This window comes from Candidatus Chryseobacterium colombiense, from assembly GCA_029203185.1.
Lineage (GTDB): Bacteria > Bacteroidota > Bacteroidia > Flavobacteriales > Weeksellaceae > Chryseobacterium > Chryseobacterium colombiense.
This window is the reverse complement of record CP119310.1, coordinates 1,575,665-1,600,450: the sequence shown is the minus strand read 5'-3', so window position 1 is coordinate 1,600,450 and position 24,786 is coordinate 1,575,665. Positions and strand designations below refer to the sequence as shown.

General features: G+C 34.0%; 24 protein-coding genes. 23 read left to right on the top strand and 1 reads right to left on the bottom strand.

Translation table 11 applies throughout. The features are described from left to right. Positions 1-82 precede the first annotated feature (82 nt). Complete coding sequence (locus P0Y62_07055) at positions 83-2,662, top strand: hypothetical protein (protein WEK71311.1); 2,580 nt, start codon at positions 83-85, stop codon at positions 2,660-2,662. 89 nt (positions 2,663-2,751) lie between these two features. Then, complete coding sequence (locus tag P0Y62_07050; GenBank protein WEK71310.1) at positions 2,752-3,678, top strand: hypothetical protein; 927 nt, start codon at positions 2,752-2,754, stop codon at positions 3,676-3,678. A 69-nt stretch (positions 3,679-3,747) separates the two neighbouring features. Here P0Y62_07050 and P0Y62_07045 read toward each other — a convergent pair whose 3' ends face one another. Beyond that, entirely contained in the window at positions 3,748-4,410 is a 663-nt protein-coding gene (locus tag P0Y62_07045; protein ID WEK71309.1) for a S24 family peptidase, read from the bottom strand. An 814-nt stretch (positions 4,411-5,224) separates the two neighbouring features. Between P0Y62_07045 and P0Y62_07040 the strand changes: the two genes are divergently transcribed. From P0Y62_07040 to P0Y62_06940, 21 genes are all read left to right on the top strand, one after another. Further along, the gene (locus P0Y62_07040; GenBank protein WEK71308.1) at positions 5,225-5,383 is read left to right on the top strand and encodes a hypothetical protein; all 159 of its coding nucleotides are present in this window, start codon (positions 5,225-5,227) and stop codon (positions 5,381-5,383) included. A gap of 312 nt (positions 5,384-5,695) precedes the next feature. Continuing rightward, the gene (locus tag P0Y62_07035) at positions 5,696-5,857 is read left to right on the top strand and encodes a hypothetical protein (GenBank protein WEK71307.1); all 162 of its coding nucleotides are present in this window, start codon (positions 5,696-5,698) and stop codon (positions 5,855-5,857) included. 46 nt (positions 5,858-5,903) lie between these two features. Further along, positions 5,904-6,281, top strand: coding sequence for a hypothetical protein (locus P0Y62_07030; GenBank protein ID WEK71306.1), 378 nt, complete (start codon positions 5,904-5,906; stop codon positions 6,279-6,281). 404 nt (positions 6,282-6,685) lie between these two features. Beyond that, entirely contained in the window at positions 6,686-10,708 is a 4,023-nt protein-coding gene (locus tag P0Y62_07025) for a hypothetical protein (GenBank protein ID WEK71305.1), read from the top strand. Positions 10,709-10,710: 2 nt separating this feature from the next. Beyond that, positions 10,711-11,241 (top strand): hypothetical protein, encoded by a 531-nt coding sequence (locus tag P0Y62_07020; protein WEK71304.1) that lies wholly within the window; start codon positions 10,711-10,713, stop codon positions 11,239-11,241. A 371-nt stretch (positions 11,242-11,612) separates the two neighbouring features. Next, the gene (locus tag P0Y62_07015; GenBank protein ID WEK71303.1) at positions 11,613-11,888 is read left to right on the top strand and encodes a hypothetical protein; all 276 of its coding nucleotides are present in this window, start codon (positions 11,613-11,615) and stop codon (positions 11,886-11,888) included. A gap of 131 nt (positions 11,889-12,019) precedes the next feature. Continuing rightward, a complete protein-coding gene (locus tag P0Y62_07010; GenBank protein ID WEK71302.1) occupies positions 12,020-13,690 on the top strand; it encodes a hypothetical protein in 1,671 nt (556 codons plus the stop codon). Then, a complete protein-coding gene (locus P0Y62_07005; GenBank protein WEK71301.1) occupies positions 13,687-13,905 on the top strand; it encodes a hypothetical protein in 219 nt (72 codons plus the stop codon). Before P0Y62_07010 ends, P0Y62_07005 begins: the two co-directional genes overlap by 4 nt. 14 nt (positions 13,906-13,919) lie before the next feature. Further along, positions 13,920-14,327, top strand: coding sequence for a hypothetical protein (locus P0Y62_07000; GenBank protein ID WEK71300.1), 408 nt, complete (start codon positions 13,920-13,922; stop codon positions 14,325-14,327). 82 nt (positions 14,328-14,409) lie between these two features. After that, a complete protein-coding gene (locus P0Y62_06995; protein ID WEK71299.1) occupies positions 14,410-14,628 on the top strand; it encodes a hypothetical protein in 219 nt (72 codons plus the stop codon). A gap of 385 nt (positions 14,629-15,013) precedes the next feature. Beyond that, complete coding sequence (locus P0Y62_06990) at positions 15,014-15,424, top strand: hypothetical protein (GenBank protein ID WEK71298.1); 411 nt, start codon at positions 15,014-15,016, stop codon at positions 15,422-15,424. A 237-nt stretch (positions 15,425-15,661) separates the two neighbouring features. After that, positions 15,662-16,522: a hypothetical protein gene (locus P0Y62_06985; GenBank protein ID WEK71297.1), complete on the top strand. Its 861-nt coding sequence runs from the start codon at positions 15,662-15,664 to the stop codon at positions 16,520-16,522. A 683-nt stretch (positions 16,523-17,205) separates the two neighbouring features. Continuing rightward, positions 17,206-17,952, top strand: coding sequence for a hypothetical protein (locus P0Y62_06980; protein ID WEK71296.1), 747 nt, complete (start codon positions 17,206-17,208; stop codon positions 17,950-17,952). A gap of 1,211 nt (positions 17,953-19,163) precedes the next feature. Continuing rightward, entirely contained in the window at positions 19,164-19,352 is a 189-nt protein-coding gene (locus P0Y62_06975; protein ID WEK71295.1) for a hypothetical protein, read from the top strand. Between the two features lie 11 nt (positions 19,353-19,363). Continuing rightward, positions 19,364-20,269, top strand: coding sequence for a hypothetical protein (locus P0Y62_06970; protein ID WEK71294.1), 906 nt, complete (start codon positions 19,364-19,366; stop codon positions 20,267-20,269). Positions 20,270-20,290: 21 nt separating this feature from the next. Continuing rightward, on the top strand, positions 20,291-21,580 hold the full coding sequence (locus P0Y62_06965; protein WEK71293.1) for an ATP-binding protein: 1,290 nt from the start codon (positions 20,291-20,293) through the stop codon (positions 21,578-21,580). 79 nt (positions 21,581-21,659) lie between these two features. Further along, a complete protein-coding gene (locus P0Y62_06960) occupies positions 21,660-22,229 on the top strand; it encodes a hypothetical protein (protein WEK71292.1) in 570 nt (189 codons plus the stop codon). Next, a complete protein-coding gene (locus P0Y62_06955) occupies positions 22,226-22,666 on the top strand; it encodes a lysozyme (protein WEK71291.1) in 441 nt (146 codons plus the stop codon). The genes P0Y62_06960 and P0Y62_06955 overlap by 4 nt, the downstream gene beginning before the upstream one ends. 212 nt (positions 22,667-22,878) lie before the next feature. Further along, the gene (locus P0Y62_06950; GenBank protein ID WEK71290.1) at positions 22,879-23,052 is read left to right on the top strand and encodes a hypothetical protein; all 174 of its coding nucleotides are present in this window, start codon (positions 22,879-22,881) and stop codon (positions 23,050-23,052) included. Positions 23,053-23,307: 255 nt separating this feature from the next. Beyond that, positions 23,308-24,087 (top strand): KGG domain-containing protein, encoded by a 780-nt coding sequence (locus P0Y62_06945; GenBank protein ID WEK71289.1) that lies wholly within the window; start codon positions 23,308-23,310, stop codon positions 24,085-24,087. Positions 24,088-24,169: 82 nt separating this feature from the next. After that, positions 24,170-24,766, top strand: a complete 597-nt coding sequence (locus P0Y62_06940) for a ferritin-like domain-containing protein (protein ID WEK71288.1) — start codon at positions 24,170-24,172, stop codon at positions 24,764-24,766. Positions 24,767-24,786 lie beyond the last annotated feature (20 nt).

The window sequence follows — 24,786 nt, the reverse complement described above, 5'->3', positions numbered from 1 at the left end:
TAAACTTACTTCTTAGGCAGTGACTGATCTGCCTGAGAAGTTTCTGAAAATTACCTTTAGAAATCATTAAAAATGAATCATAATGAATAATCAATTAAGCAATATATCAACCCAATACCGTAAATTCAGTAAAGGGCAATACATAGAACATACGCAATTCAACGAGTTTTTAGATTTTTTTGAAGATCAGGACCGTTTGTCCAGAGTGATGTTGCAGGGGGTAGGTATTGTATGCGGGCTCAAGCCCAAACTTACTTATCTAAGCGGTCAGTTGAGCGGCATAGAACTTTCTCAGGGAGTGGCTTTAACGACAGATGGAGATTTGTTAACCTTAAATATTACAGGTGAAGCAAGTAAAGATTTGTATGTGAGTGATTTGAGAAAAATCAATATAGAAAGTAAAAATTATACACATTTTAAAGTGTATGATAATTTCAAAGTTAAATATCCGGCATTTAATGTAGGAAATAATCAGATTGAACTTTGGGAGCTGGCAACCAGTTTGGAGGCTGCTTCTGATTTCCAGCCTGTGAGTAATCTTTTAAATTTAGACGACAAGTACCTGTTGTTGTATTTAGAAGATTATGAGAAAGAAGTTAAACCCTGTAGAGGCGTTGACTGTGATAATCATGGAGTTCAGCAGATCCGTAACCTCAAAGTCTTGGTTACTACAACGGAAGGAATTAAAAACATTCTTGGGAGAGATTGGATTCAGCCGCATCCATTGTTTATAGAAGATGTGTTAAATCCATCAAAGCTGGAAAGGGTTGTTGTAGAAAGGCTTATTTCAGAAAGGGGAGTTGATGATTATTTCTCTCCTTACGATTTAAAAAAACTTTACTCCGATGTTTTAGAAAGAAACGGTTACGGAGAGGTTATTTTTAAAAAAATCAATGAAATTTGCAGGTTAACAGGAGTTCCGGGTGTTGATCATCAGTCTTTTAAAAGTAAACTCGAAGCCTGTCTTGCTCAGAAAATAGGTTTTCAATATGCCTATGATGTAGTAAAAGATTTAACAGATACTTACTCTGAAATTATTAAACTGCTTCCTAAAGCTTTTACCAAGTCTCTTCCGGATTTTGGTTCTTTTCCTAAACACATCATGCTTGGAAAATTAATTCTGGATACTCAGTTGGATTCAGCAAGACATCAGTTTTATAATTCTCCTGTTTTGGATGATGAAAAAGCAACGCAGAGGGTTAAATTGCTGGTGAATCGCTTTAAGCAACAGGCGCAGAATTTTAGTTATTCTAAAGACTTTGGAGATACGGCTCAAATTAAAATTGTTCCGTCAAAAAAAATAAATCCTCTGAATAACAAAACAATTCCTTTTTATTATCAGATTACAGATGAATTTTTAAAAGCCTGGAATTTTGATAAAACAAGCAATCGATCATATAGAGATAACTTAGCATATGATACAAGCCTGCTCTCATCGAACGAACATGTACAACATCCTGTAGATTTTAACATCTATGACAATTCTTTTTATTATATCGAGGGGCATCAGGGAATGCGCTATCAGGAAGCTTTTGAACAAATAAAGAAAATCAGGGACGAAAAACAGCTGGGATTTGATATCATGAAACTGTCCTTGGCTGAATTAATAGATAATAAAGACATGCTGAAAGCTCATTTTAATGAGTATTTAGAAAAACATCCGGGATTAGAACATAGGGGCGGAGTTGAAGAAGGAGGTACCTTCGGCATTGTATATGAGATCAACGGAAGAGAAGAAAGAGTTGTTGCCGATTTTTCGCTTCCCTACATCTGCTGTACACCAAAAGTTGATGTTAAATTAACCTTGCCTGAAACTGTTATTTGTACCAATGCGGCTCCTATTCCTTTTACCGTGTTTCCAATGAATGGAGTCGTGAAGGCGAACTCGGATTTAAACGCTGGTGTAGAAATAATTGATGGACGATATTTCTTTAATCCTTCAATAGTAAACTATGAATTGTATGGTCAGGAAATTACCTTTACTGTAAACGGAAAACCAACCAATTGCAGTATTAAAGTTATTCAGCAGTCAGATGTACACATAAAGATTGATTCCGTTACTTATCCAAGTGGGGATTCAACGGCAACCACAGTACATTTCACTGTTTCCGAAAGCAACTTTAAAGATTATACTTACAGTTGGGACTTCTGGGGGGATGATCATTGGGTGAATCTGAAACCAGATGGTGAAGGAGGATTCAGTTACGTTTTCAGGGAGTTAAATCCAAAAATAATTCCAACAATAAGAGTGAAGGTGAGTCTTAATGGATGTACTCAGGATATCGCTATAAGTGATTGGTATGATGCTCCTGCTGTTCCTACCATTGTATTCAACACTATTTACTTTGACGATAAGGGAGTAAATTGTTGTGAAGGAGAAATTACCGAAGTTAGAGCTGAAGCTACAGGACCTTCAATTGTATATTTAAAAGACGGAAGTTTTGAATTAATAGGAAAAAGCAGTGGAGCGACATCACCTCTATACTCCTGGACTAAAATAAAAGGTCCGGTCGTAACGCTTACAGGAGTTAACAAGGATAAACTGAATGTGAGCGGCTTAGTTGCTGACGAATATGTATTCCAGCTTACGGTTGTGGATGCTGATACAGGTCTGTTTGCTAAATCTGAATACTTTGTAGTAAATGTATATTATGAAGGATGATAGATCTCTGTATAATATACTGTCACAAATGGAGGTAGATTGAAAATCCCCAATAATAACTTATATAATAACAATAAAAAAATAATGTAATGGCAACAGCGTGCAAAATTTCATTTAAGCTAAATTACACTTCCTCTGTGCCGATTCAAAAGGCAACAGCTTTCTATAAACTCAAAGATGTATCATTATATACAAAATATGACATACCCCAACCGATACCTGTAAGTGGTGTTACTTTGGTAGAACTTCCTGTAATTCAGGCTCCGGGTAAATATGATTTAATGGTAGAATTAGGTGTGGGTGGAGTTACGGCTAGGCAGACAAATTCTTTTCAGATAGGAAAATGTAACCCTATATCTTGCAAAGCTCCGGATATTCAGCAGGTGTATTTGGGAACGAATGATCAGATAATAATGGATTATTTAGTAGATGCAGAAAATTTTTATGCAGTACAATATCAGATAGCTACAGACATTGATTTTAAATATATTGTCCAGTTACGGGTAATCATGGGAAGTGATTACACATCAACAGAATATATCGAAATGAATGACGGAACTATTCCTGATGGAACTAAATTATACATTAGAGCAAGAAAACACTGCTCTGTATCTGATGTTTCAGATTGGTCGGAAGTAGTTCCGTTCACATCTGGAAAATGGAGAAAAACGATTAAAGCTTATTGTGTTTCGGCGGCATTTGAAATTCCGACAGATATTTCCCAATTTAAAGCGAGTATTTGTGGTACAAAAGAATTGTTGAAAACTATCAATCTTAATGGGGCTGCTCCCGGACCGGGAAGTCTTATTTATTTGAGTGATGGTGTAACCCGTGCAATACCTGGGAATCTATCAAGTTTTGATATACCTGGAGGATCAAGTCCAAGCATCGGATTCAATGAAAATGGAATAGCATGGATTAGATTTGAAGAATTTGATCCGACTGTAATTTACAATGTAGATCCCAAAACCGGACGTATTGGTGATAAATCGGTGCGTTTTACATGTGCTACCTAAATAGTGGTTTTAAAAAGCTAATAAAATCCTCAGTATTGAGGATTTTATTCAGTTAATCAATTGTTTTATTTATCTTCTATTGTTTTTACGTCTCGTACTTATAATATTAAAAAGTTTTGCAACATCCTGAAGGTGGATTTCGAAATCATCATAATATTCATTTAAAGAATGAAGAGTAATAATGCCTTTCTCAACATCATGGTTGGTGATTCGCTTTACTAAAATTCCTTTTTCTTTGTGAACGATCACAAAATCCCATTTATCATAATGTAATTTACTCAGCCAATAATCTTGCCTGATGTTTCTGCATAATATAATATCGCCTTCAAGATAGCTTTCGTACGATCCGTTATCCATGCTGTCTCCTTTTACCTCAAAACACATGTATTCGCCTCGGTGTTCTACGTCATCCGTAAAAGGAATTGTAGGCAGGCTTTCTATATATTCTTCATCTGCAAAGTTGTGCAAATAGCCGGCTTGTGCATATTGATTCGCAAGAGGAACATTCATGATTTTTAAATCTGAAAAAACAACAGGAGAGGCACTGTTATTCAATTTTTTTTGTTGTTCCTGAAGTAGATTGTTCACAAAATAAGCAGTTGTTTCTGGTATTTTTCGTTCGCCTTTTTCCCAATATTGTACAGCTCTAGTACCAACTCCTATAGATTTTGCTATATCAGCCTGCTTCATGTTTAGCTTCTTTCTAATTTCTTTGAATTCTAAATAGTTCATTTTGATATGTTTAGGGTTACTTGTAAAAATAAATACGTAAAATATTCGTTTTTTATTTTGAAAAACGAACAATGTTCGTATATTTGTTTCGCTGTTAAAATGGTACGGCACAAATATACAAATTATATTTATAATTTAATATTTATTTCATATTTAAAAGCCCTGTTTAGAGTTGTTTTATGCTTTTATTCAGGAATTTGATAATTAGTTTGTATGGAGTGTTTCTCGGACCTGAATCTTGTTTTTTTAGTTTTTTAAAGCATTAATTAAAGAAATAAGAATTTTTTTAACCTATTTAAGTGTAAAAATTGCATTTTTTAATATGAATTTAATATGAAATTTGTGCATTTTAAATAATTTATTAGCGATATAAATGCGTTTTTTTATTACTTGGTCCTTAAGGTAATCCGTTTTGCTCTTTTATTTTTCGAAAATATCAAAATAAGCCAGAAATGTAGAAGTGCTGTTTTATAATCAAAATTATTATAGCAGTAAAATTGTCAAAAATTAAGGATAAAAATAAACTAAATGTTGAGCTCTTTAAACAAATTAAGTAATGATACTTGGTTGTTAACAAAACACCGATTATTTGTAAACATCAAGAAGTCATTTACTAAAAAGTAACAGTAATAAGTTGTTGTCTTGTTTCTACTGAAAAAATACTCGATATCAACTTCTTAAAATCAAAATTAATATCTGAATGGAACCCTGTTCAAAGACTTGAATATTGTCTTTGGGGACTCTTGTTGACTTAATTAAAGATAAAAATATAAACAAAATAAAACATTAATAATACAATAAACTCCTAACCAAAATGAAACGAAGCAAAGAATTAGTAGAAAAAAGAAAAGATTTTGTTATTGAATATGTAAAACGTAATCAAAACAAACAGATGAAAGTGATTGTGACAGAGTTAACGGAAATGCTGTTTTTGTCCGAAAGAACAATATATAATATTATTCTTCAGGCGTAACAGGAGTAAAAAAGTTCGGTCTTGCTGGATACAGTACTCAGAAATTAGATCTTGTAATTATACATTCTAAACAGTAAAAGAACCCAAGTTATTCTCATGGATAACCCGCAAAGCACAACTAAAGGGCTGTTCAGATACCTTTCTCAAATTTAAGTTTATAGGTAAATACTAAGGTGAAAACGGTTTTTCTTTTAAGTTCTGTTGTTTCAGACGAAATGTGAACCTGAAAAGAGGAACCGTCTAACCTCGATGACGTGAAAAATCAATCTTACAAAGACAAAAAGAAATTGTTCATTTAAAAAATTTAGAACCATGAAAAAGAGAAAAAAGAAAAAAAATAAAGAAAAAGAAGAAAAGCCAACAAAGGATATCTATGATCTTATCGATGAGCTGGCTTATGTAAATAAAAATGGAAATATTCGAAAAAGCAAAAGATTTTTAGATGATATGTACATACTGGATCAGGATATTTAGAAGTATGAAACAATCAAAATCTTTAATTAATAATATATAGGAAAGAATGAATCTGGATAGTATAAAAGCTCTCTTAATCGGAACTGCAATTGCATTTTCAGGAGGATTACTAAGAGTATTGGTCTCAATACAAAACAAAGAAAAAAAACAACCATGGGAACACTTTGTCACATTATTGATCGTGATAATTGTCGGTTTTACGATGAGCTATTTAATGAATAGAGCAGAGCTGCACGACAAATGGTACTCAACGGGTGTACTGTTCGTACTGGGTTATGGTTATGATAAATTTCTGAAAATGATAACCACAAACCTGCCCAACTGGATTGATAAAGCAGTGAATCTTCTTATTGAAAACCGATATGGTGTAAACACAGACAGGCAATCTGATAAAGAAGAAAAGACAGATGAGTCAGCTCAATAAGAAATTAAGTAAATAATGAAATTAAAGGCTGTTTAAATCTGGGAATAATTTAAAAATGCCTCGGAAAACAGCGTCATTAAGGGGAAAAAAATCGTGAAAAGCTCTTTACTGTAACTACAGAATCCATTGCTCAAAAAATCGTGAATTCTTAAAGAAAAGAGTCAAATTTGAACTAGAAAAACTGAAAACTCGAAAATAAAATAACAAGAGAAAAACTAGAAGTGGTTCCAGCATTACCTGTTTCTTATCACCAGCCAAATGCCACTTCCTATTACTTAAATTCTTTAAAAAATCTACCCTCACGCGGTCTGATTTTCACATTCAACAGGTAGTATAAAACGCAATTGTATTAATTGCGTTTTGTATGCCTTCAAAAATCAATATGAAATTAAAAAACTAAGTCAATGAAAGCAGCAACTCCTGTAGAAAAAGACAGCAATGCCTACCAAAGCCCAAGCAGAAAGCAAAGGCAGCAAGAATCGGTGGTACCTCTATCTGAGGTGGAAATGACCAATACAAAGACGCAAAATTCTGGAGATTCAAAACGTATAGCTGGATCGGTAAATCCGAATCAGTTTAATCTTAATAATCATGTGATGGCCGTTCATGGTTCGCAAACGATCTATGATCAAGGTTCGCAAATAATGCATAAAAAACATCAGGAAAGTTTAGCTCAAACAGGAGATATAAACCATCCTGATACAAAAGAGACTGAAAAAGGCTATTTAGCTACATTAAATATAAATCAGGCGCAGAATTATAATGATCTTAAATCCGGAACGTATGTACCAAAGACGTTGGAAGAACAGGCAATGGTTCATCAGCAAAGTAAAAAAATTGAAGAAACAAATCCGGCAGTAAAACCAGCAGATAAAAAAGATACCCCAATTAAATCGGATGCAGACCAGTCTCAGGCTGTTAATCCTGACAAAGCTGAAGCAGGCGAAATTGAAAAAGTATCGCCAAATGCAAATAGTAATCCTGAATTTACAGCATTAAGCGGAAATATAGCTAATACGGCCAAGTTGCAGAAGCAACACGAGCCATCGCAAAAAGCAAGCAACGATGCACAGGCTGCAGCGCCATCACCTTCCAATGAGCGTCAAAGTATGGCACAGGCGAGTCAGGTAAACACGATGGACGAGCAGAAAGCAGGGATGTTCAGCAAAAAAGATTTTAAAGCGCAGTTGACTGAAAAAATAGAAGGTATTAAACTTCCGGAAAATGAAGAACAGGCAGATGAATTTGAAAAGCATAACAATATAGATGAGGTTAATCAGAAAGCGGTAGGAGATGTTAAAAAAGAGAAGAACACAGCATCTAATGATATTGCTTCTGCAACTTCTGCACAACCGAATACTAACGCTCAGCCAACTCGTGCCGTTGCCAAAATGCCGACACCGAATATTGGTAAAGCTCCAGGAATACCAAATGCAGCGAAAGCAATGCCGGTGAAAAGAAATGTAGAAAGCGTAGAACAGCCTATTAAGGAACAGAGAGCAAGTATCGACAATGAAATGCAGGCTAATGGAGTGACTGATAATATGCTGGCGAAATCGAATGAACCTACATTTACAGATGCTTTGGCACAAAAGAATAAAGCCAAAACCCAAAGTGTTGAAGCAACTCAACAGTTTAGAGACAAAGAAAATAAAGAGTTGTCAAAAACACGTACTGATGCACAGACACAAGCTGTAAGTCAGATTAGTGGAATGCATGGTGCAAGAAAAGGCGGACTGGGCAATGTACATGGCGAGCAAAAGCAAACCTCCGGAAGAGACAGCCAAAAACGAAAAGAAATTGCAGATCATATCAATGGTATTTATCAAAGTTCTAAAACGGACGTGAACTCTATTTTAAATAGTTTGGATAAAACGGTTGCGGATAAATTTGCGAGAGGTAGTGTGGAAGCCAAAAAAGCATTTGAAGTTCATGTTGATCAGGGAATGAAGGCTTATAAAAAGAAACGTTACGGAGATGCGTATGCGAAATACGGTGTTCTAGGTTTGGCTGGTAAATGGGTGAAGGACCAGGTTGTCGGTTTACCGCCTGAAGTCAATAAATACTTTGTAAGCGGCAAGGCCTTGTATATTAAAACAATGGATAAATATATCGATGATATTGCAACCCATGTTACCAATCAGCTTAATGCTGCCAAAACCAGAATTGCTAAAGGCAAAAAAGACGTTCAAACCTATGTGAACAGTCTATCACCAAGCTTAAGGAAGATAGGAAAAGATGCCATAGCGGAGATCCAAAGTAAATTCAATGCATTGGAAGAAAGCGTAAACAATAAAAAAGATGCCTTAATCGATGTACTGGCTAAAAAGTATGCCGACAATATTGCAAGTATTGATACCCGAATAGCAGATCTTAAAGCACAAAACAGCGGATTGGTTAATCAAGTTCTTGATGTGCTTAAAAACAGCGTGTTTGCTATTATTATTGAAATTAAAAATACGCTTACCAATTTATTATCCGGTGTGATCAGTGCCATTCAGGCGATTATCATGGATCCAATAGGATTCTTCAAAAACCTTATTGCAGGAGTTTCGCAAGGATTTACCAATTTCGGAGCCAATATCTGGACTCACCTTAAAACAGGATTCTTCGGATGGCTGACCGGGGCAATGAAAGGAATTTCTTTAACGATGCCTGAAGATGTATTCTCTTTAAAAGGAATTTTCTCCATTACCACACAGGTTCTTGGCTTGACGTGGGGAGGAATCAGATCAATTGGAGCCAGAGTAATAGGGGAACCCGTAATGAAGGTTCTTGAGACAGGTTCTGAAAAAGGTTTGGAAGTGGTGCAAATTGTTCGTAAAGAAGGGGCTTCCGGACTTTGGGAATATTTGAAAGACCAGTTTGCCGACCTTAAAGCTACGGTGATGGATACTATTATGGATATTGTCCAAACGCAGGTGATCCAAGCGGGAATCAAATGGGTTATGGGATTGCTTACTCCGGTGGGAGCATTTATAAAAGCAGCAATGGCAATTATAGATGTAGTGAAATTTTTCATCCAGCGAGCAGCACAAATTATGGAATTGGTAAAAGCCTTTACAGACAGCATCAAAGCAATTGCCAGTGGAAATGTAGGTGCAGTAGCCAAATCGATAGAAAATGCATTGGGAAGAGCAGTTCCTGTACTGATTGGCTTTTTAGCTTCATTACTAGGAATAGGTGGATTGGCTGATAAAGTGGTTGGGGTTATCCGAAAAATACGCCAGCGTATTGAAAATGCGATTGTGAAGTTCTGGAATTTTATTAAAGGGAAGGCTAAAGGATTGCTGGGGAAAATTGGTATAACAGGAAAGAAAGACAAGGCAGATAAGATTAATAAGAAAGAGAAAAAAGATAAGGATTATATTACCTCTGAAAGCTTTTCTATGTCTGGAAAATCTCACACGTTAAGTTTTGAAGATAATGAGATTTATATGGAAAGTAAGAAAGCAAAACTTTCCACAAAATTAAATCGAGGAAAAGAACAAGTGGAAAGGTATCCAACCTCAAGCGCTTATCAAGGTAAATCAGAACTTATAAAACATCAATTAACTAGACTAAAGGATATACAAGGTCGTACAGAAAAAGAATTAGAAAAAGCGGAGGACTCAGGAGACCAAAATGAAATAAAGAAAGCTCAAGACAAACTGCAACGATTAGGTGGAATCATCCAAAACTTTGGAGATACCTATCAATTGAGGGATATTTTTGATAATGATGGGGGAGAACACAAAGAGTATGAACCAAAAACAGTAAGATTGGAAGCTATTGGAGATCATCAAGTAAGCGTTACCTATTATTATGATAAAGAAGCTCATGAATATGGTCAACAGGATTTTACTATTACAATTAGTGTACAAGATGTGAATAAGCGAGTTGTAAGGCACGTAAATGAAGGTAAAAACCTTGTTTTGAAAAAAGTAGGTTCTCGTGGGCTTACAATACCTGCGGGGCAATTAGCAAAGTATAACTATGGTTTGATGCTGAATTCTGCTCACATTATTGGAGATCAGTTTTTGGGGTCAGGTTATAAGAAAGGATTAAATCTAATTTTAACTTCTGATCAGTTTAACAAAAAAACTATGTTTGCAGCTGAAGAAATAATTCAAGAAGGAATTGAAGCGCAAATGAATAAATATAAAGATAATTTTGTTACTTTTGACTTAACAGTAGTTTCTACTTATCAAGTATTAGAAGAAGATCCTTTGGTAGAAGCATTAAAAGCTGTACATACAGGGATGACTGACGAAGAAAGGAAAGCGACACGACTTAAACTACAAAGAATGAAACAACTCCCAAGACGTTGTGAAAAGGTAGAATATGCTGCTCAATTATATGCAAATTCAACTACAATAGAAGGTTTAATAACCGCAGAAACAAAGAAACCAGATATTTGGCTTAATGATTTATTTAACATACAATAACTATGAAAGAAGTAAAAGAAATTATAGAATATTTTATTGATATTGAAAAAAAAATTGAAGTTTCATTACGAAATAGAAATTTAATTGAGCATAATATTTTAGTAGATAAAATTTTAGAAATTAGTGGTAAAGATTTGTTTCTAGCAGAAAAGAAGTTTGAGCCATTATCTATGATTGTAGAAATGTCAATAAAGGCGAATGCAAATTTATTAGTAACACCTCGCTATTTATTCAAAATAAGTGAATATACTCATGAAAAATATGGTACAGTATGGGCATGTTATGTTTCTTTTTTCAACCCAGATGAATCAATGAAAAAAATAAAAGAATGTTTTCTAATAGCTTCAATTAATGAAGAATTAAAAATTGTTTCTGATTTTATAGTGAGTTCAGACGCTAAAGAATGGAGACATGTAGATGGAGATGAAGATAAAAGCTTGCGTTTGCATAATTTGGGTAAACCTGTAAAAGTGGAGCGCTATTTAGAACCAACTGATGAATGGAGCTTAGAAGAGTATTTAAAAGATAAGTAAATCAAAAATACGTAAAGTTTCTATTTTTAAGTTTAGCTTATTTATTTGCAAAATTTGTAATATTGCGGGGAATAAATTATTATAAAAATAACCATGAAAGAAGTAAAAAGAATTAGTAGACAATGTTTTTGAAAAAGAACAAATCGCAGTAAATTTACAAAGGAACAAAGGTGAAATTGAAAAATATAATGAATTTGTAGAAAAAGAGCTGAACATTTACTGCGAAGATCAGTATGATTCTGAAGGCAAAAAAGTAGAATTTAATATTAAAGGAAAAATAATATCGCCTTTTTCTGATCGTTTTTATGAGCAGTCCAAAAAGAGTTCTTACCCAGTTCCTCGCTATTTATTCAAAATAAGTGAATATACTCATGAAAAATATGGTACATTATGGTTATGTTTCTTTTTCAAACCCTGCTGCAATAATGAAAAAAATAAAGGAATGTTTTCTAGTGACTTCAATTAATGAAGAGTTAAAAATTGTTTCTAATTTTATAGTGAGTTCAGATGCTAAAGAATGGAGACATGTAGGCGGTGATGAAGATAAAAGTTTGCGTTTGCATAATTTGGGTAAACCTGTAAAAGTAGAGCGCTATTTAGAACCAACTGATGAATGGAGCTTAGAAGAGTATTTAAAAGATAAATAAATCCTTGAAATACATTAAAAAAGCGAAATTTCTATTTTTAGAAATTTCGCTTTTTTATGCTCAATATTTAAGCAAGTTTTGAAAAGGTACAGGTTTTCCTTAAATATAGTGCTGCCGGATTATGGGAATATTTGAAAGACCATTTTGCAGACCTTAAAGGATATTGTCCAGACGCAGGTAATCAGGCGGGAATCAAATGGGTGATGGGATTACTGACTCCGGTAGAAGCATTTATAAAAGCAGCAATGGCAATTATAGATGTGGTGAAATTCTTCATCCAGCGAGCAGCACAAATTATGGAACTGGTGAAAGCTTTTAGTGATAGTATCAATGCAATTGCGAGTGGAAATGTAGGTGCAGTGGCCAAATCTATAGAAAATGCATTGGGAAGAGCAATTCCTGTACTGATTGGCTTTTTAGCTTCATTATTGAATCTTGGCGGATTGGCAGATAAAATATTGGGAGTTATCCGAAAAATACGCCAGCGTATTGAGAATGCGATTGTGAAGTTCTGGAATTTTATTAAAGATAGGGCTAAAAAACTACTTGGAAAAATTGGTTTTGGAAGTAAGAAGGAAGCTATTAAAGATAGTAAAGCAAAAGAAATTGAAAATGATCCTAATAAAGATTGGGACGATATCCAAATACCTTTTGAAGGAGAAGATAATCACAGGCATACATTATATTTCCAAGACAGAGGAGGTCAAACGGTATTGATGGTAGCAAGTACACCTACTTCATTTACTGACTTTATTGAAAGTATAAAGCCAAGGAATGACGATGATCATACAAAAAATGCTAAAACTAAAGCCAAATCTATAGCAACAAAGATTGATGCTCGTAAAAAAGAGAGAACTGGGGGAGAGAAAGAAAATGAACAAAAGAAAAAAGAGGATATCGCAAAAATGACCAGAGATCTTTCAAAGCATGTTGCAATACTCTTTGGTATAGATAAAGAAGGTGGCTTACCACAATCGGAAATAAAACATTCATCAAAATCTACTAGCGGAGGTACATTAGCAACGTATATGTATGCAAGAATATTAACCAGAGAAGGTATAAGTGGATCTGGGCCTAAAGAGACAAATGATATTTATAAAGATTTGTTTTATCGAATGTATGATAATGGAAGTTATTATGTAAGAGGACACTTATTGAATGAGCATATGCATGGTGAAGGTATTTTAACAAACTTAACTCCGCTATCACAGCAAGGAAATAAAAATCATTTGCGTGCTGCAGAAGAACCGATTAAAATTGCAGTTTTAAGTGGGGCTATAGTTGAATATACTTTACTTGTAAAATATGGTCAGTCTATACCGGAAGTAAGTGATAATGAATTAGAGCAAGCAGGTTTTGAAAGTGAAGAGGATAAAGAAAAAGTTCGTAAAATCAGAAAAGCGGAGCAGCATGTACCGAAAGGTTTAACATTAAGATCTAACTATCTTAAAAAAGAAGGAGGGAAATATGTAAAAGATAAAGAATTAGTAGTTATAAGTTCAATATTAAATCCTGTTGACTTTAATATTAAAAATTATGAAATTAATAAAGTTAAAAAAGAAAAAGTTAGTATCTTGCATTCATCTTTAGAAGATATACAGAATCAAACGGGTGTTGCAATTGATATTTTAATACCAATTAAAGAAGCAGTTTCAAATATAGAAGGAAGAGTAACTGTGAAAAAAATTGAGAAAGAAATGTCTAAAACAATAAAAGATGAGAGAGCATTAGGCATTTTGTCTATGGAACTTGAAAAGTTAAGTAACATGAAAAATGTAAACCTTGAAAAAAATAAAGAATGAAATTTTATTTTAGTGATGATTTAAAATATGAATTAGCAAAAGCAGAAAAAAATAAGATGCTTAATATTATTAATTCATGGAATAATCCTTCTTTAAAAGTTGAATTGGACGATTTAAATAAATTAAATGTCATTCATACAGGAATAAAAGAATATTATGAAAAAAGAAGTGATGGTTATGAGTTGGAATGGGCTTCTGACATAGAAAAGGTATAAGGGGTAATATAAAATTGAGCGAAACTAAATATCTATTTGCAGAAAATAATGGTTTATATGATGAGGGAGATGATGAAGATCTTAAATACTTTAGACCACTAGATTATCCAACTCCGGAAAGTTATGTAGGTTTTATCATAACGCCGGACACAATTGGCGAATCATTGTACTATATGAGTATAAGCGATTATGAACTAAACAATTTAGATTTAGATTACGAAGGCTATACTCAAATGGCATTAGAAGCTCGTGTATTTAATCATTGGCAAAGAGTTTTATTGTACTATATGGATGGAGAAGGCATTGGTTCAGTAGAAACAGAAACCTTCAAAACAGAGATGCCAAAAATATTTCCAGATTGGACATGGGAAAATTTCATTGCCAAGTTTGAAAGTTTAAGGCTTTCTAATAAGGACAAATAAATTTTTCAAAAAATTGTAAAGCGGAACTTCTAATCAGAAGTTTCGCTTTTTTATGTTCAATAATGAAAAGGGTCTTGCAATAATGCAGGTTGTCCGTAAATATAGTGCTGCCGGATTATGGGAATATCTGAAAGATCAATTTGCTGACCTTAAAGCTACGGTGATGGATACTGTTATGGATATTGTCCAGAAGCAGGTAATACAGGCGGGAATCAAATGGGTGATGGGAATGCTTACTCCAGTTGGGGCATTTATAAAAGCAGCAATGGCGATTATAGATGTAGTTAAATTCTTCATCTAACGAGCAGCGCAAATTATGGAATTGGTAAAAGCATTTACAGACAGCATAAAAGCAATTGCCAGCGGAAATGTATACACGCTGTAGCCAAATCAATAGAAAATGCTTTGGAAGGGCGGTTCCTGTACTGATTGGCTTTTTAGCTTAATTATTGGGAATAGGTGGATTGGCTGATAAAGTATTGAACATTATAATTACATTCTTTATTCTTGATGGATATGGAGATGCCGGAAAAATTTAAATAAAAAAGATCCCGCTGCCGCACGAATCCTTTCATGTGGTTTTATTTTCAACCATTTATCTATAAGTTTTATCTTTATAAAAGAATAATCAATACTTTTGAATACATAAAGTAAATTAAAATTAATAACCGTATTAAAATCTAAATATGAAAAAAACAATACTAATTTGCGCCCTCCTACTCAGTTTTTCCTTCATAAGCGCCCAAACTATAGAATCAGGGAGTCATAATACGACAGGTTACATCAAATCAGACGGAACAATTGAAAACAGCAGCCATTCTACGGTAGGCTACATCAAAAGTGATGGTACGATAGAAAACAAAAGCCACGGCACAATTGGCTACATCAAAAGTGATGGAACTATCGAAAATAAGAGCCATTCTACAGTGGGTTATGTAAAGAGTAATGGCACGGTAGAAAATAGCAGTCACTCCACTATTGGTTATATCAAAGATGATGGAACGGTAGAAAGCAGCAGTCATAGTACGATTGGTTATGCGAGAGGAGTTGAAAAGGAATGGGCGGCGGTGGCTTTTTTCTTCTTTAAGTTGGATTAATATCAGTATAGATTCTCATTAAAATATATAAGTCAGGGCTCGGATTATTAAAATCCGGGCCTTTGTTTTTGAATAAGTGTGAAAATATGAAATATCTGATATGAATTGAGAACTTTTCGGCGATTTATTCTAGTTACTGCAACTACAGGATCGGGAAGGTAAAAAACTTTAATAAGAATGAAAAAAGAATGAATTTTGGGCTTTGAAAATGTAAGCCACTCAGAAATATTAAAGCATATGGAAAAAAACAAATTAACTACCCGGGACAAATTAAAAACCTATTTTGAAACGGGCAAATATCCCACACAAAGTCAATTTTCAGATCTTATAGATCTTTTGAGACTTAAAGAAGATGTTCTTACCAATAATGAAATGGCAATTCTTGCCAACCGTTTGGCTACTATGGAGAATGGATATATTATTTACTCCGGAAATAATATTAAAGATTTAAAATTTTCTATAATAGTAAGTTCGAAAGGTGAAGAGGATCAGTTGTTTACAATAATCAATACTGACTGGAGAGAAGAAAAACGATATTTTTTGGGTAGTGCTCCTTACTCTATTACAACAAAAGAATTTCCAGCTGAGGAATTGGGTGAAAACGAATATTATTACATTAGTTGTCAAATAGATGGAACATATGGCGTTAATAGACTCTTCGGAAATAATCTGGCTACAATTCCTGATGGATTTGATTTGGGAACGGTTGAAGGTACAAAATTTCAATTACAATTAAGCAAGCAGGATTTAGGGCAAAAAGTAAAAATTGTCAATACAAATATTAAGCTTGTTAATAAAACTGAAGTACCTATTCAATATGCAGCATATAGCACTTTTTGGTCGAATGCGTATACTTCTGAAGATGTCATTACAGACCATTATGATTTATGGGATTCTATGACTTTTTGGTACAAGGCAGACCTTAGGGGAATTACTCAGTCGATAGAATGTAAGGCTTATGATGCAGATAATAATACGCTTTTAATGACCGGTATCCTATTATCTGGACAAAATAATCAAAATGTTTGGTCTGGAGGGATTATAAAGGAGATTAGAAATTTAAGAATTGTATGTGAATATGAAAATACTAGCAAATAAAACGCTTTAAATAAAATTGAAATAAGGATTGATCAACCATTTGATCATTAATAAAATAAATATACGTACTGCAACTACAGAATAGCGAGATCAAAAAACTTTCATAATAAGAAAAAAAAGATGAATTTTGAATTCTCAATTAAGTGTTAGATTATTTAATTCTTAAAGAAATAAGGTTACTGCAACTACAGAATGGGAAGCCCGAAAAACTTTCATGATAAGAAAAAAAACATGAATTTTGTCCCATCAAACACAAGTCACACCCCATACATATAAAAGTTATTTGGAGATTGCAGGACGAGCAAAATACAATCCATTACAACTAAAAAATATAAACCTCAATCGAGTAAGATACTCAATAATGAGAAGCCTTTTACTCTTGAAATACTGGAATTTTTTGATGCGCAAGCATGAGAATCTCTTCCACGAAGTAAAATGATAAATTATCAATGTATTGTTTTCTTTCAAGAGTAGGATTGACTCCTTAAAAAGTAGGAATTCTAATGAGTGAGAAACTTTCTTAAAACAGCTGCTATGGCAGTTGGGTAAGGTTCTCCAATGTGAGCTACTTTTCGGTTGAGGTTATTTTTCAATGACAAATCAATAGATTTTCAAACAAATTAACCCCTCAGATAATAACTTGATTACTGAGTGCCTAGAAACAAACAGAACATTAAAATATCATGGAAAAAATAAATAAATTAACCGAAAGAGAGGAATTAAAAACCTATTTTGAAACAGGTAAATATCCGACACAAAGTCAATTTGGTCGATTCATAGATAATTATGTCCATTTAAAGGAATTTAATTTTGGATTCGATGTCAAGGCAACGGGGAGAAATAAAAGAAAATTCTATCATTTTTATGTTTCTGATGAAGTTCAAAGGTCAGAAGGGCATATAAATAGGGAGGTTGAAGAAAAAAGTGAGTACAAAAAATTAGAAGGCTATACCCATGTCTTAAGTAGATATGTTGGATACAAATGCTTAAATATCAAATTATCAGGCGAATTAGATATAGATAAATATCAGCCTAAGATTATCATAAAACGTTACAAGCAAAGAAAAAGGCTTAAAAGTGGCTACTTAAAACCATCGGGTTTTTATCAGGAGCTTCCGGAAGATGCAAAAAAATGGGACAGACAATCAGAATATCCTGTTAAGTCTAATGAAATGGATATAGATATTAATCCTATTAACTATTTCAGACCTTACAAAAATAGAAAGGGAGAGGCTGAGTTCTATCCTGCTGGTACATTTAGCAGACCCGGTTCATTTCGATATACAGTTCATCATAGAAAACCGTTTTCACTGATTCAAATGTGTTTGGAGATTGATGTAAACGGAACAAAAATAAGGTCGAATCCCGTTAACATAAAAATTATTTTAGGGCGGGATGATAATGATGTAATCAACTATATTATTGATTAATAAAAATATATAACCTCAATCGAGTAAGATACTCAATGATGGGAAATCTTTAGCTTTTGGAATACTGGAATTTTCTGATGTGTTAGCATGAGAATCTCATCCATGAATCAGAATGATAGACGATCAGATCTTTCGTTTTCTTCTAAGAGCAGGATTGATTCCTTAAAAAAGTAGGAATTCCGGTGAGTGAGTGACTTTCTTGAAAACAGCTGTTACGGCAGTTGGGTAAGACTCCCCAATGTGAGCTACTTTTCGGTTGAGATTTATTAAAGAATAGCAATAAAATACAAGTGAGATATTTCAAAGATATGGAACACGGTATTTTAAGAACATAAAAACATATAACCATACCCTCAATCGAGTAAGATACTCAATAATGGGAAGCCTTTAGCTTTTGGAATACTGGAATTTTTCTGATGTATGAACATGAGAATCTCTTCCAAGAAGTAAAATGATGAATCAATGTATCATTTTCTTCCAGAAGCAGGATTGATTCCTTAAAAAGTAGGAATTCCGGTGAGTAAGAGACTTTCTTAAGACAGCTATTACGGCAGTTGGGTAAGACTCCCAAATGTGAGCTACTTTTCGGTTGAGGTTTATTAAAAAATAACCATAAAATACAAGTGTAATATTATAAAAAATTGAAACATAGTATTTTAAAAACATAATAATAAAACATAAAAACACATAATCATAACCTCAATCGAGTAAGATACTCAATAATGGGAAGCCTTTAGCTTTTGGAATACTGGAATTTTTTGATGTGCAAACATTAAAATCTCTTCCACGAAGTAAAATGATAAATTATCAATGGATTATTTTCTTTCAAGAGCAGGATTAACTCCTTAAACGTAGGAATTTCGGTGAGTGAGAGACTTTCTTAAAAATAGCTGCTCCGGCAGTTGGGTAAGACTCCCCAATGTGAGCTACTTTTCGGTTGAGGTTTTTTAAAGTGAGAAACCAATAGATTTTAAAAAATTTAAAATTGCAGATAATAAGCATTAGGCTATCTTCAAAAAAAGATGAACAATTTGAGAAACTGTATTTTAAATTGACAGAGATTAATAGTGTTCAGCTTACAGTAACAAAGGATGAAAGCTCTTAATCTGTACTATTCTTAATCCATATCCAATCATCAATTTTCATTAAAATCAAATTTTCAATACATGACAGATTTAGAAACAATATTAAGTTGGTTTCAAACCGGCGATATGCCTACGGAAGAGGAATTTAGACAAACATTTTCTTCCTTTAGGCACAAAAACACAAAAATCCCCATTACAGAAGTCGACGGACTGGAGGACTTAGATTATGTCCAAAAGAAATACGTTGATGATGCTATAGCAAACGTAGAAGGAGGAAATGAAGGTGGAGTTTGGATTTTTCCAATAAGTAGTTAATATAAAAAGATATGCCAAAATTTAAAGAAATAATTATACAATATGTCAATGTTTTTGACAACACCTACGTAGATTTATCAGGTAATACTCAACCTGTTCAGCCTTTGGATATTTATTTAGTTCCCAATGAAGACTTATCCCACGATCGATATGTTGTGGACAATGAAGGAGTAATATCTAAACAATCCAATGGTTCCCAGGCTAACTATTTAAGAGCATCAGGAACTGATCCATTTCAGCAGATAGCTGGATCTTTCAGGACTCAGACTGCATTATTTTATGTTTATCAGAGCGATTATCCTCATGACAGTGAATTTAAATTATCTCCAGGGAATATAGAGCTTTCAAGCAGGGTTATAAGGGAGGATAATATCAATAGAATCCTTGTTAGAGAGGATGGAATTAGATTCACGACTAAAAATTTTATTTGTGACAGCATACCCAATGCACAAAGCGATACAAATTATACAAGACAATTAGTACAGAAAAACGATGGTACAATAGGGTATGAGCCTAAAACTACAGCCCCTAAAATATTCGGGGTATTTTCATCAATATTAGAAAGAAATATAGAACAGGATTATGTCATATTTGATATAGGTTTTCAATATTTAAAAGCTCCGGATTGGTGGAATAGACCAGTGGTAACTGTAGATACTAATAACACGAAAGTTACAGGTTCTAATGGTTCAGTAGAAATCCCATCATCTGATGTTACCTACTCCGTAATGTTTGGAGGTGGATACGGAAATGCAGTTACAGATATGAAAATACATCTTAAAATTAAAAGAGTTAGTATACATCTAGCTAATGTATCTCTATCTAATACATTTGGATTTTCAATAAATTTCAATGTAGATGGAATACCAGTAAGTAAAGTATGTACTGTAAGACCAGATCCATTACTGCCTATTTAAAAATAAAAAGACTAAAAACCAATGGAAACAGAGCATATACAAAAATTATTTACTCATTTAGAAGAGGTTATTACCTGGCGCATTAATAATTCTTCAGAATATTTTGATGTCGGAGCACCTGAATTTATCAGGAATAACTATCAAGGTTTTCAACTGGGAGACTATGTTTCAGCGAAAGGACTTACGCATCAGGAAGTTATTATTCTCTTAATGGCTTTATTGCCAAGACTGGATCCTTCATTGCTGAAAAATATTTATTTAGAATTTCCAAGCAGTGCGTTGTTTGATTATTGTTCAACCAATGAAAATGGAAGGCTCTTTTACCCGACAGTTCAGGCTGTACAATATGTTTTAGGAGGAGAAAGTATCTCTGAACGATTAAAGGCGCTGGATCATTTCAATCCGGATTCAGTTTTAATTAAGGACGAACTCATTGCAAGGCATAACAGTTCAATATATGTTGATCAGGAAGCTTTTAATACCATCATTTTTGGAGTCGAATTATTGCCGAAAATGAGTAATGATTTTCCGGCAGAACAAATAAACACGAGTCGATCGTGGACCGATCTGATACTTCCTCAGAATACATTAAATGAGCTTCAGACAATTGAAGCCTGGTATAATAACAGTCGAATTCTTATGGAAGACTGGGGGATGCAGAAAAAACTTAAACCTGGTTTTAGAGTATTGTTTTACGGAGATCCGGGAACGGGGAAAACTCTTGCAGCCAGTCTTTTAGGAAAGTATACAAAACGTCCTGTTTTCAGGGTCGATGTTTCTATGCTGGTCTCGAAATATATTGGGGAAACAGAAAAACAGTTGGCAAAATTATTCGACAAAGCGGAAAATAAGAACTGGATTTTATTTTTTGATGAAGCGGATGCTATTTTCGGAAAACGAACCAATGTGCGGGATGCTCATGATAAATATGCCAATCAGGAAGTTTCTTATTTGCTACAAAGAATAGAAACATTTTCGGGGCTTATTATTTTGGCTTCCAACTTTAAAAATAATATGGATAAAGCTTTTACAAGACGTTTTCATAGCTGCATAAAATTCAATAATCCAAAGAAGGAAGAACGTTTGCGCATTTGGCAGCACAATTTGCCTGAACAATTACAGCTTGAAGATATTAATTTAGAAGAAGTTGCCACACGATACGAACTTACCGGTTCTAATATTATGAACGTCATACAGGATGTAAGCTTAAAAACCATTGCATCAAAAGCACCAGATTACAGGGTCAGCTTAGAGATGTTGCTAGAAAGCATCAAAAAAGAATATGTAAAGGAAGATAAGATATTCTCATAAAAATCTGGATTCTTTAAGAAGTCGGAAAAACTTCGATAATAGGGGATTTACATTCTTTTAATTTCAAAAAACAAAACCTATGAAAGAGAAAATTATACTGTTGCTATTTTTGAGCAGCCTTATATTGGGCTGCAGAAGTAAACATAAAATAACAACCAGCTACCAAGAAGATAAAAAAGAAACGGCAAAAGTAAAAGTTGATTCTTTGAGTGTACAGAACTTAAAATTAGTTCAGAATTCATCTGCCGATGTATTGCTGAATGAAAAGAAGAATGAAACATCTGGACAAATATTGATTAAAGGAAAATCTGATGCATCCAATCCGTTTGTTTTTCATAATGTTATTGGAAACGATACCATTCAGAGTATTTCCATCATGGGAAGTGCAGAATATTCGATCAGTAATCATTATATAAAGTCTGATCATAACCAATCGGAAAGTAAAAAAAGTGAATCTGTTAATAAAGTTCAGGATATAGCTAAAAATGTTGTTTCAAAAGAAACAAATAAAGAAATTTCTTCAGCTATATCTCAGGATATAAAAAAAATACAGTCGAATGGATTTCAAGCCGGAGCCTGGATCGTCATTACACTTATTGCCATTATTTTAATCCTGGCTTTCTTCACCTATAAATATTTTAGAAAATGAAAACATCACAAAAAGGAATAAATCTGATTGTATCATTTGAAGGTTTCAGTTCTAAACCCTATCTGGATTCAGCCGGAATTCCCACAATAGGCTATGGAAATACTTATTATCCGGGTGGTAAAAAAGTAACCTTGAAAGACCCGCCAATTAGTAAAGAAAAAGGTGTAGAGCTATTTTCATCCATTTTACCAACCTATGAAAAGATTGTCAATAATAAAATTAAAGTATTACTTACCCAAAATCAATTTGATGCTCTTGTATCTCATACCTATAATACAGGAGGATCTGACACCCTCTTTTCTTTGATTAATAAAAAAGCCGATCCGGAAACAATTAGAGAATGGTTTATTTCTAAATACATTACCGCAGGCGGCAAACTTTTAAACGGACTCATACGGAGAAGAAAAGCTGAAGCTGATTTGTTCTTTTCCAGATAAAAAATCCCCACAAATGAAGTGGGGATTTTTTGTTTTTTGTTATTCCGTCATTTATATCAGAAATACTAAACATTTTAAAAATAGAGTTCTTCTTCAATTGATTTGGTTTTAGAATTTACAAATAATTTATTTTTTATCCATTATGATTAAGATCATAACAGAGGGGAAAAAGAATGTTCTAAATTTGAAATCACATCACAAAATTTAAAATTATGAAATCTATTGTATTATTCTCATGTGCACTGGGAGGTGTACTTTTGAGCTGTAAAAAACAGGCTGAGTATAGGAATTCGTCACTTCAGGATACAATTATTGCTTCTGATACCTTAAACGATAAAATTCCTGTTCAGGATGCTCTAACTAACATACAGCCCGATAGGGTTTAGAAACAAAAATCCTTGAAAGATAAGGTTAAAGTAAAAAATTGTACAAATAAAATTCAATATGACTGAGGTCATAAATTAGTGGATTACTAAGCTGTACATTTGATTTACAAATTATTCTAAACCTCTTAAGAGAGGGATCATTTACGAAGCGTTGCTTCGGCATTCAATATCCATTAAAACTAAACTGATTGCTGTCTAATACTAGTCACGGCCAGCAATAGCCATCACTTAATATTAATTACAAAAAATTCAGTTATGAACACTAGAAATTCAAAAAATCGTAATTCAAGAGGGAATTCATCCAGCAATCTTGAAGAAGTATACCAATTAGGTTATGATCATGGTTATAACGATGCATCGAGAGATGAAGAGTATGATGATGATTTCTCAGAATATGAAGATTATTTCGATGATGACTATGAAAATAGTTACGATAATAACGATGATGATTATAATAACGACGATGACGATGATTATGATGATGAAGACTATGACGATGATGATTACGATGATGAAAACAGAGGCCAAGGAAGAAGCAGAAGTAATAATGGTAACCAGCAAAGAGACAGCCAGGGAAGATTCACTTCTGAAAGCGGTAGAGGCGGTTCCCGTAGCGGATCAGGAAGAAACTCCAGTTCAAATTCTGGCAGATCAGGTTCCGGTTCGGGTTCAAGATCAGGAGGAAGAGGAAGGTCTTCATCAGGTTCATCAGACGACAATTATGACCATAGACATGACAATCCGGGAAGGCCGAGAGGCAGCAGAAATAGCGACGGAAGATCTTCAAGTTCAAATTCAGGCAGATCTGGTTCAGGAAATAGCAGAAGCAATTCAGGTTCAGGTTCAAGATCCGGAAGCAGCAGCGGTTCAGGTAGAAGCTCTAATTCCGGCTCAGGAACATCAAAAAGAGGTTTTGCTTCCATGAGTAAAGCAGAGCGTACAAGAATCGCCCGTATGGGAGGCCAGGCTTCTCACGGAGGTGGCAGATCTTCAGGTTCGGGTAGATCCGGATTTGGAGGCAGACGAAATTCATAATTCTTTTTTCAATGATTGCCTCTTTATCAATAGAAAAATAAAGGGGTAATCTTTTTATTCATTTTTAAACACCACTCACATCATGGCAAAAACAGCAGAAAATAATAACAGCAGTACATCAGCTGTCGCAGAGAAAAAAAATATGTCAGTAGATAATGCGTCTGTAGATGCAAAGGAGATGAAAAATGCTCCCCTTCATAAGTTTTTTGTATCCGCGCTTAAGGATATTTACTATGCAGAAAATGCAATCGTTGATGCGCTGGAAAAAATGCAGGAGGCAGCAACGACCGAAGAGCTTAAAGATGCATTTGAAGACCATCAGTTACAGACCAAAAAACACATCAGCAGATTAGAAAAGGTTTTTAAACTGATAGATGAAAAACCTGAGAAAAAGGAATGCGAAGCAATTAAAGGAATCATCAAAGAAGGAGAAGAGATCATAAAATCCACTGAAGACGGTTCCATGACAAGAGATGCAGCCCTCATTATTGCTGCCCAAAAAGTAGAGCATTATGAAATAGCTACTTACGGAGGATTGGCTCAGCTGGCAATCACCATGGGGCATGATAAAGCTGCGGATCTCCTGGAAAAAACACTGCAGGAAGAAGAAGAGACCGATGAGGATCTTACAGAGATCGCAGAGACATTGATCAATTTTGACGCAGAGCAGGAAAATTAATACACCATTAGATATAGTAA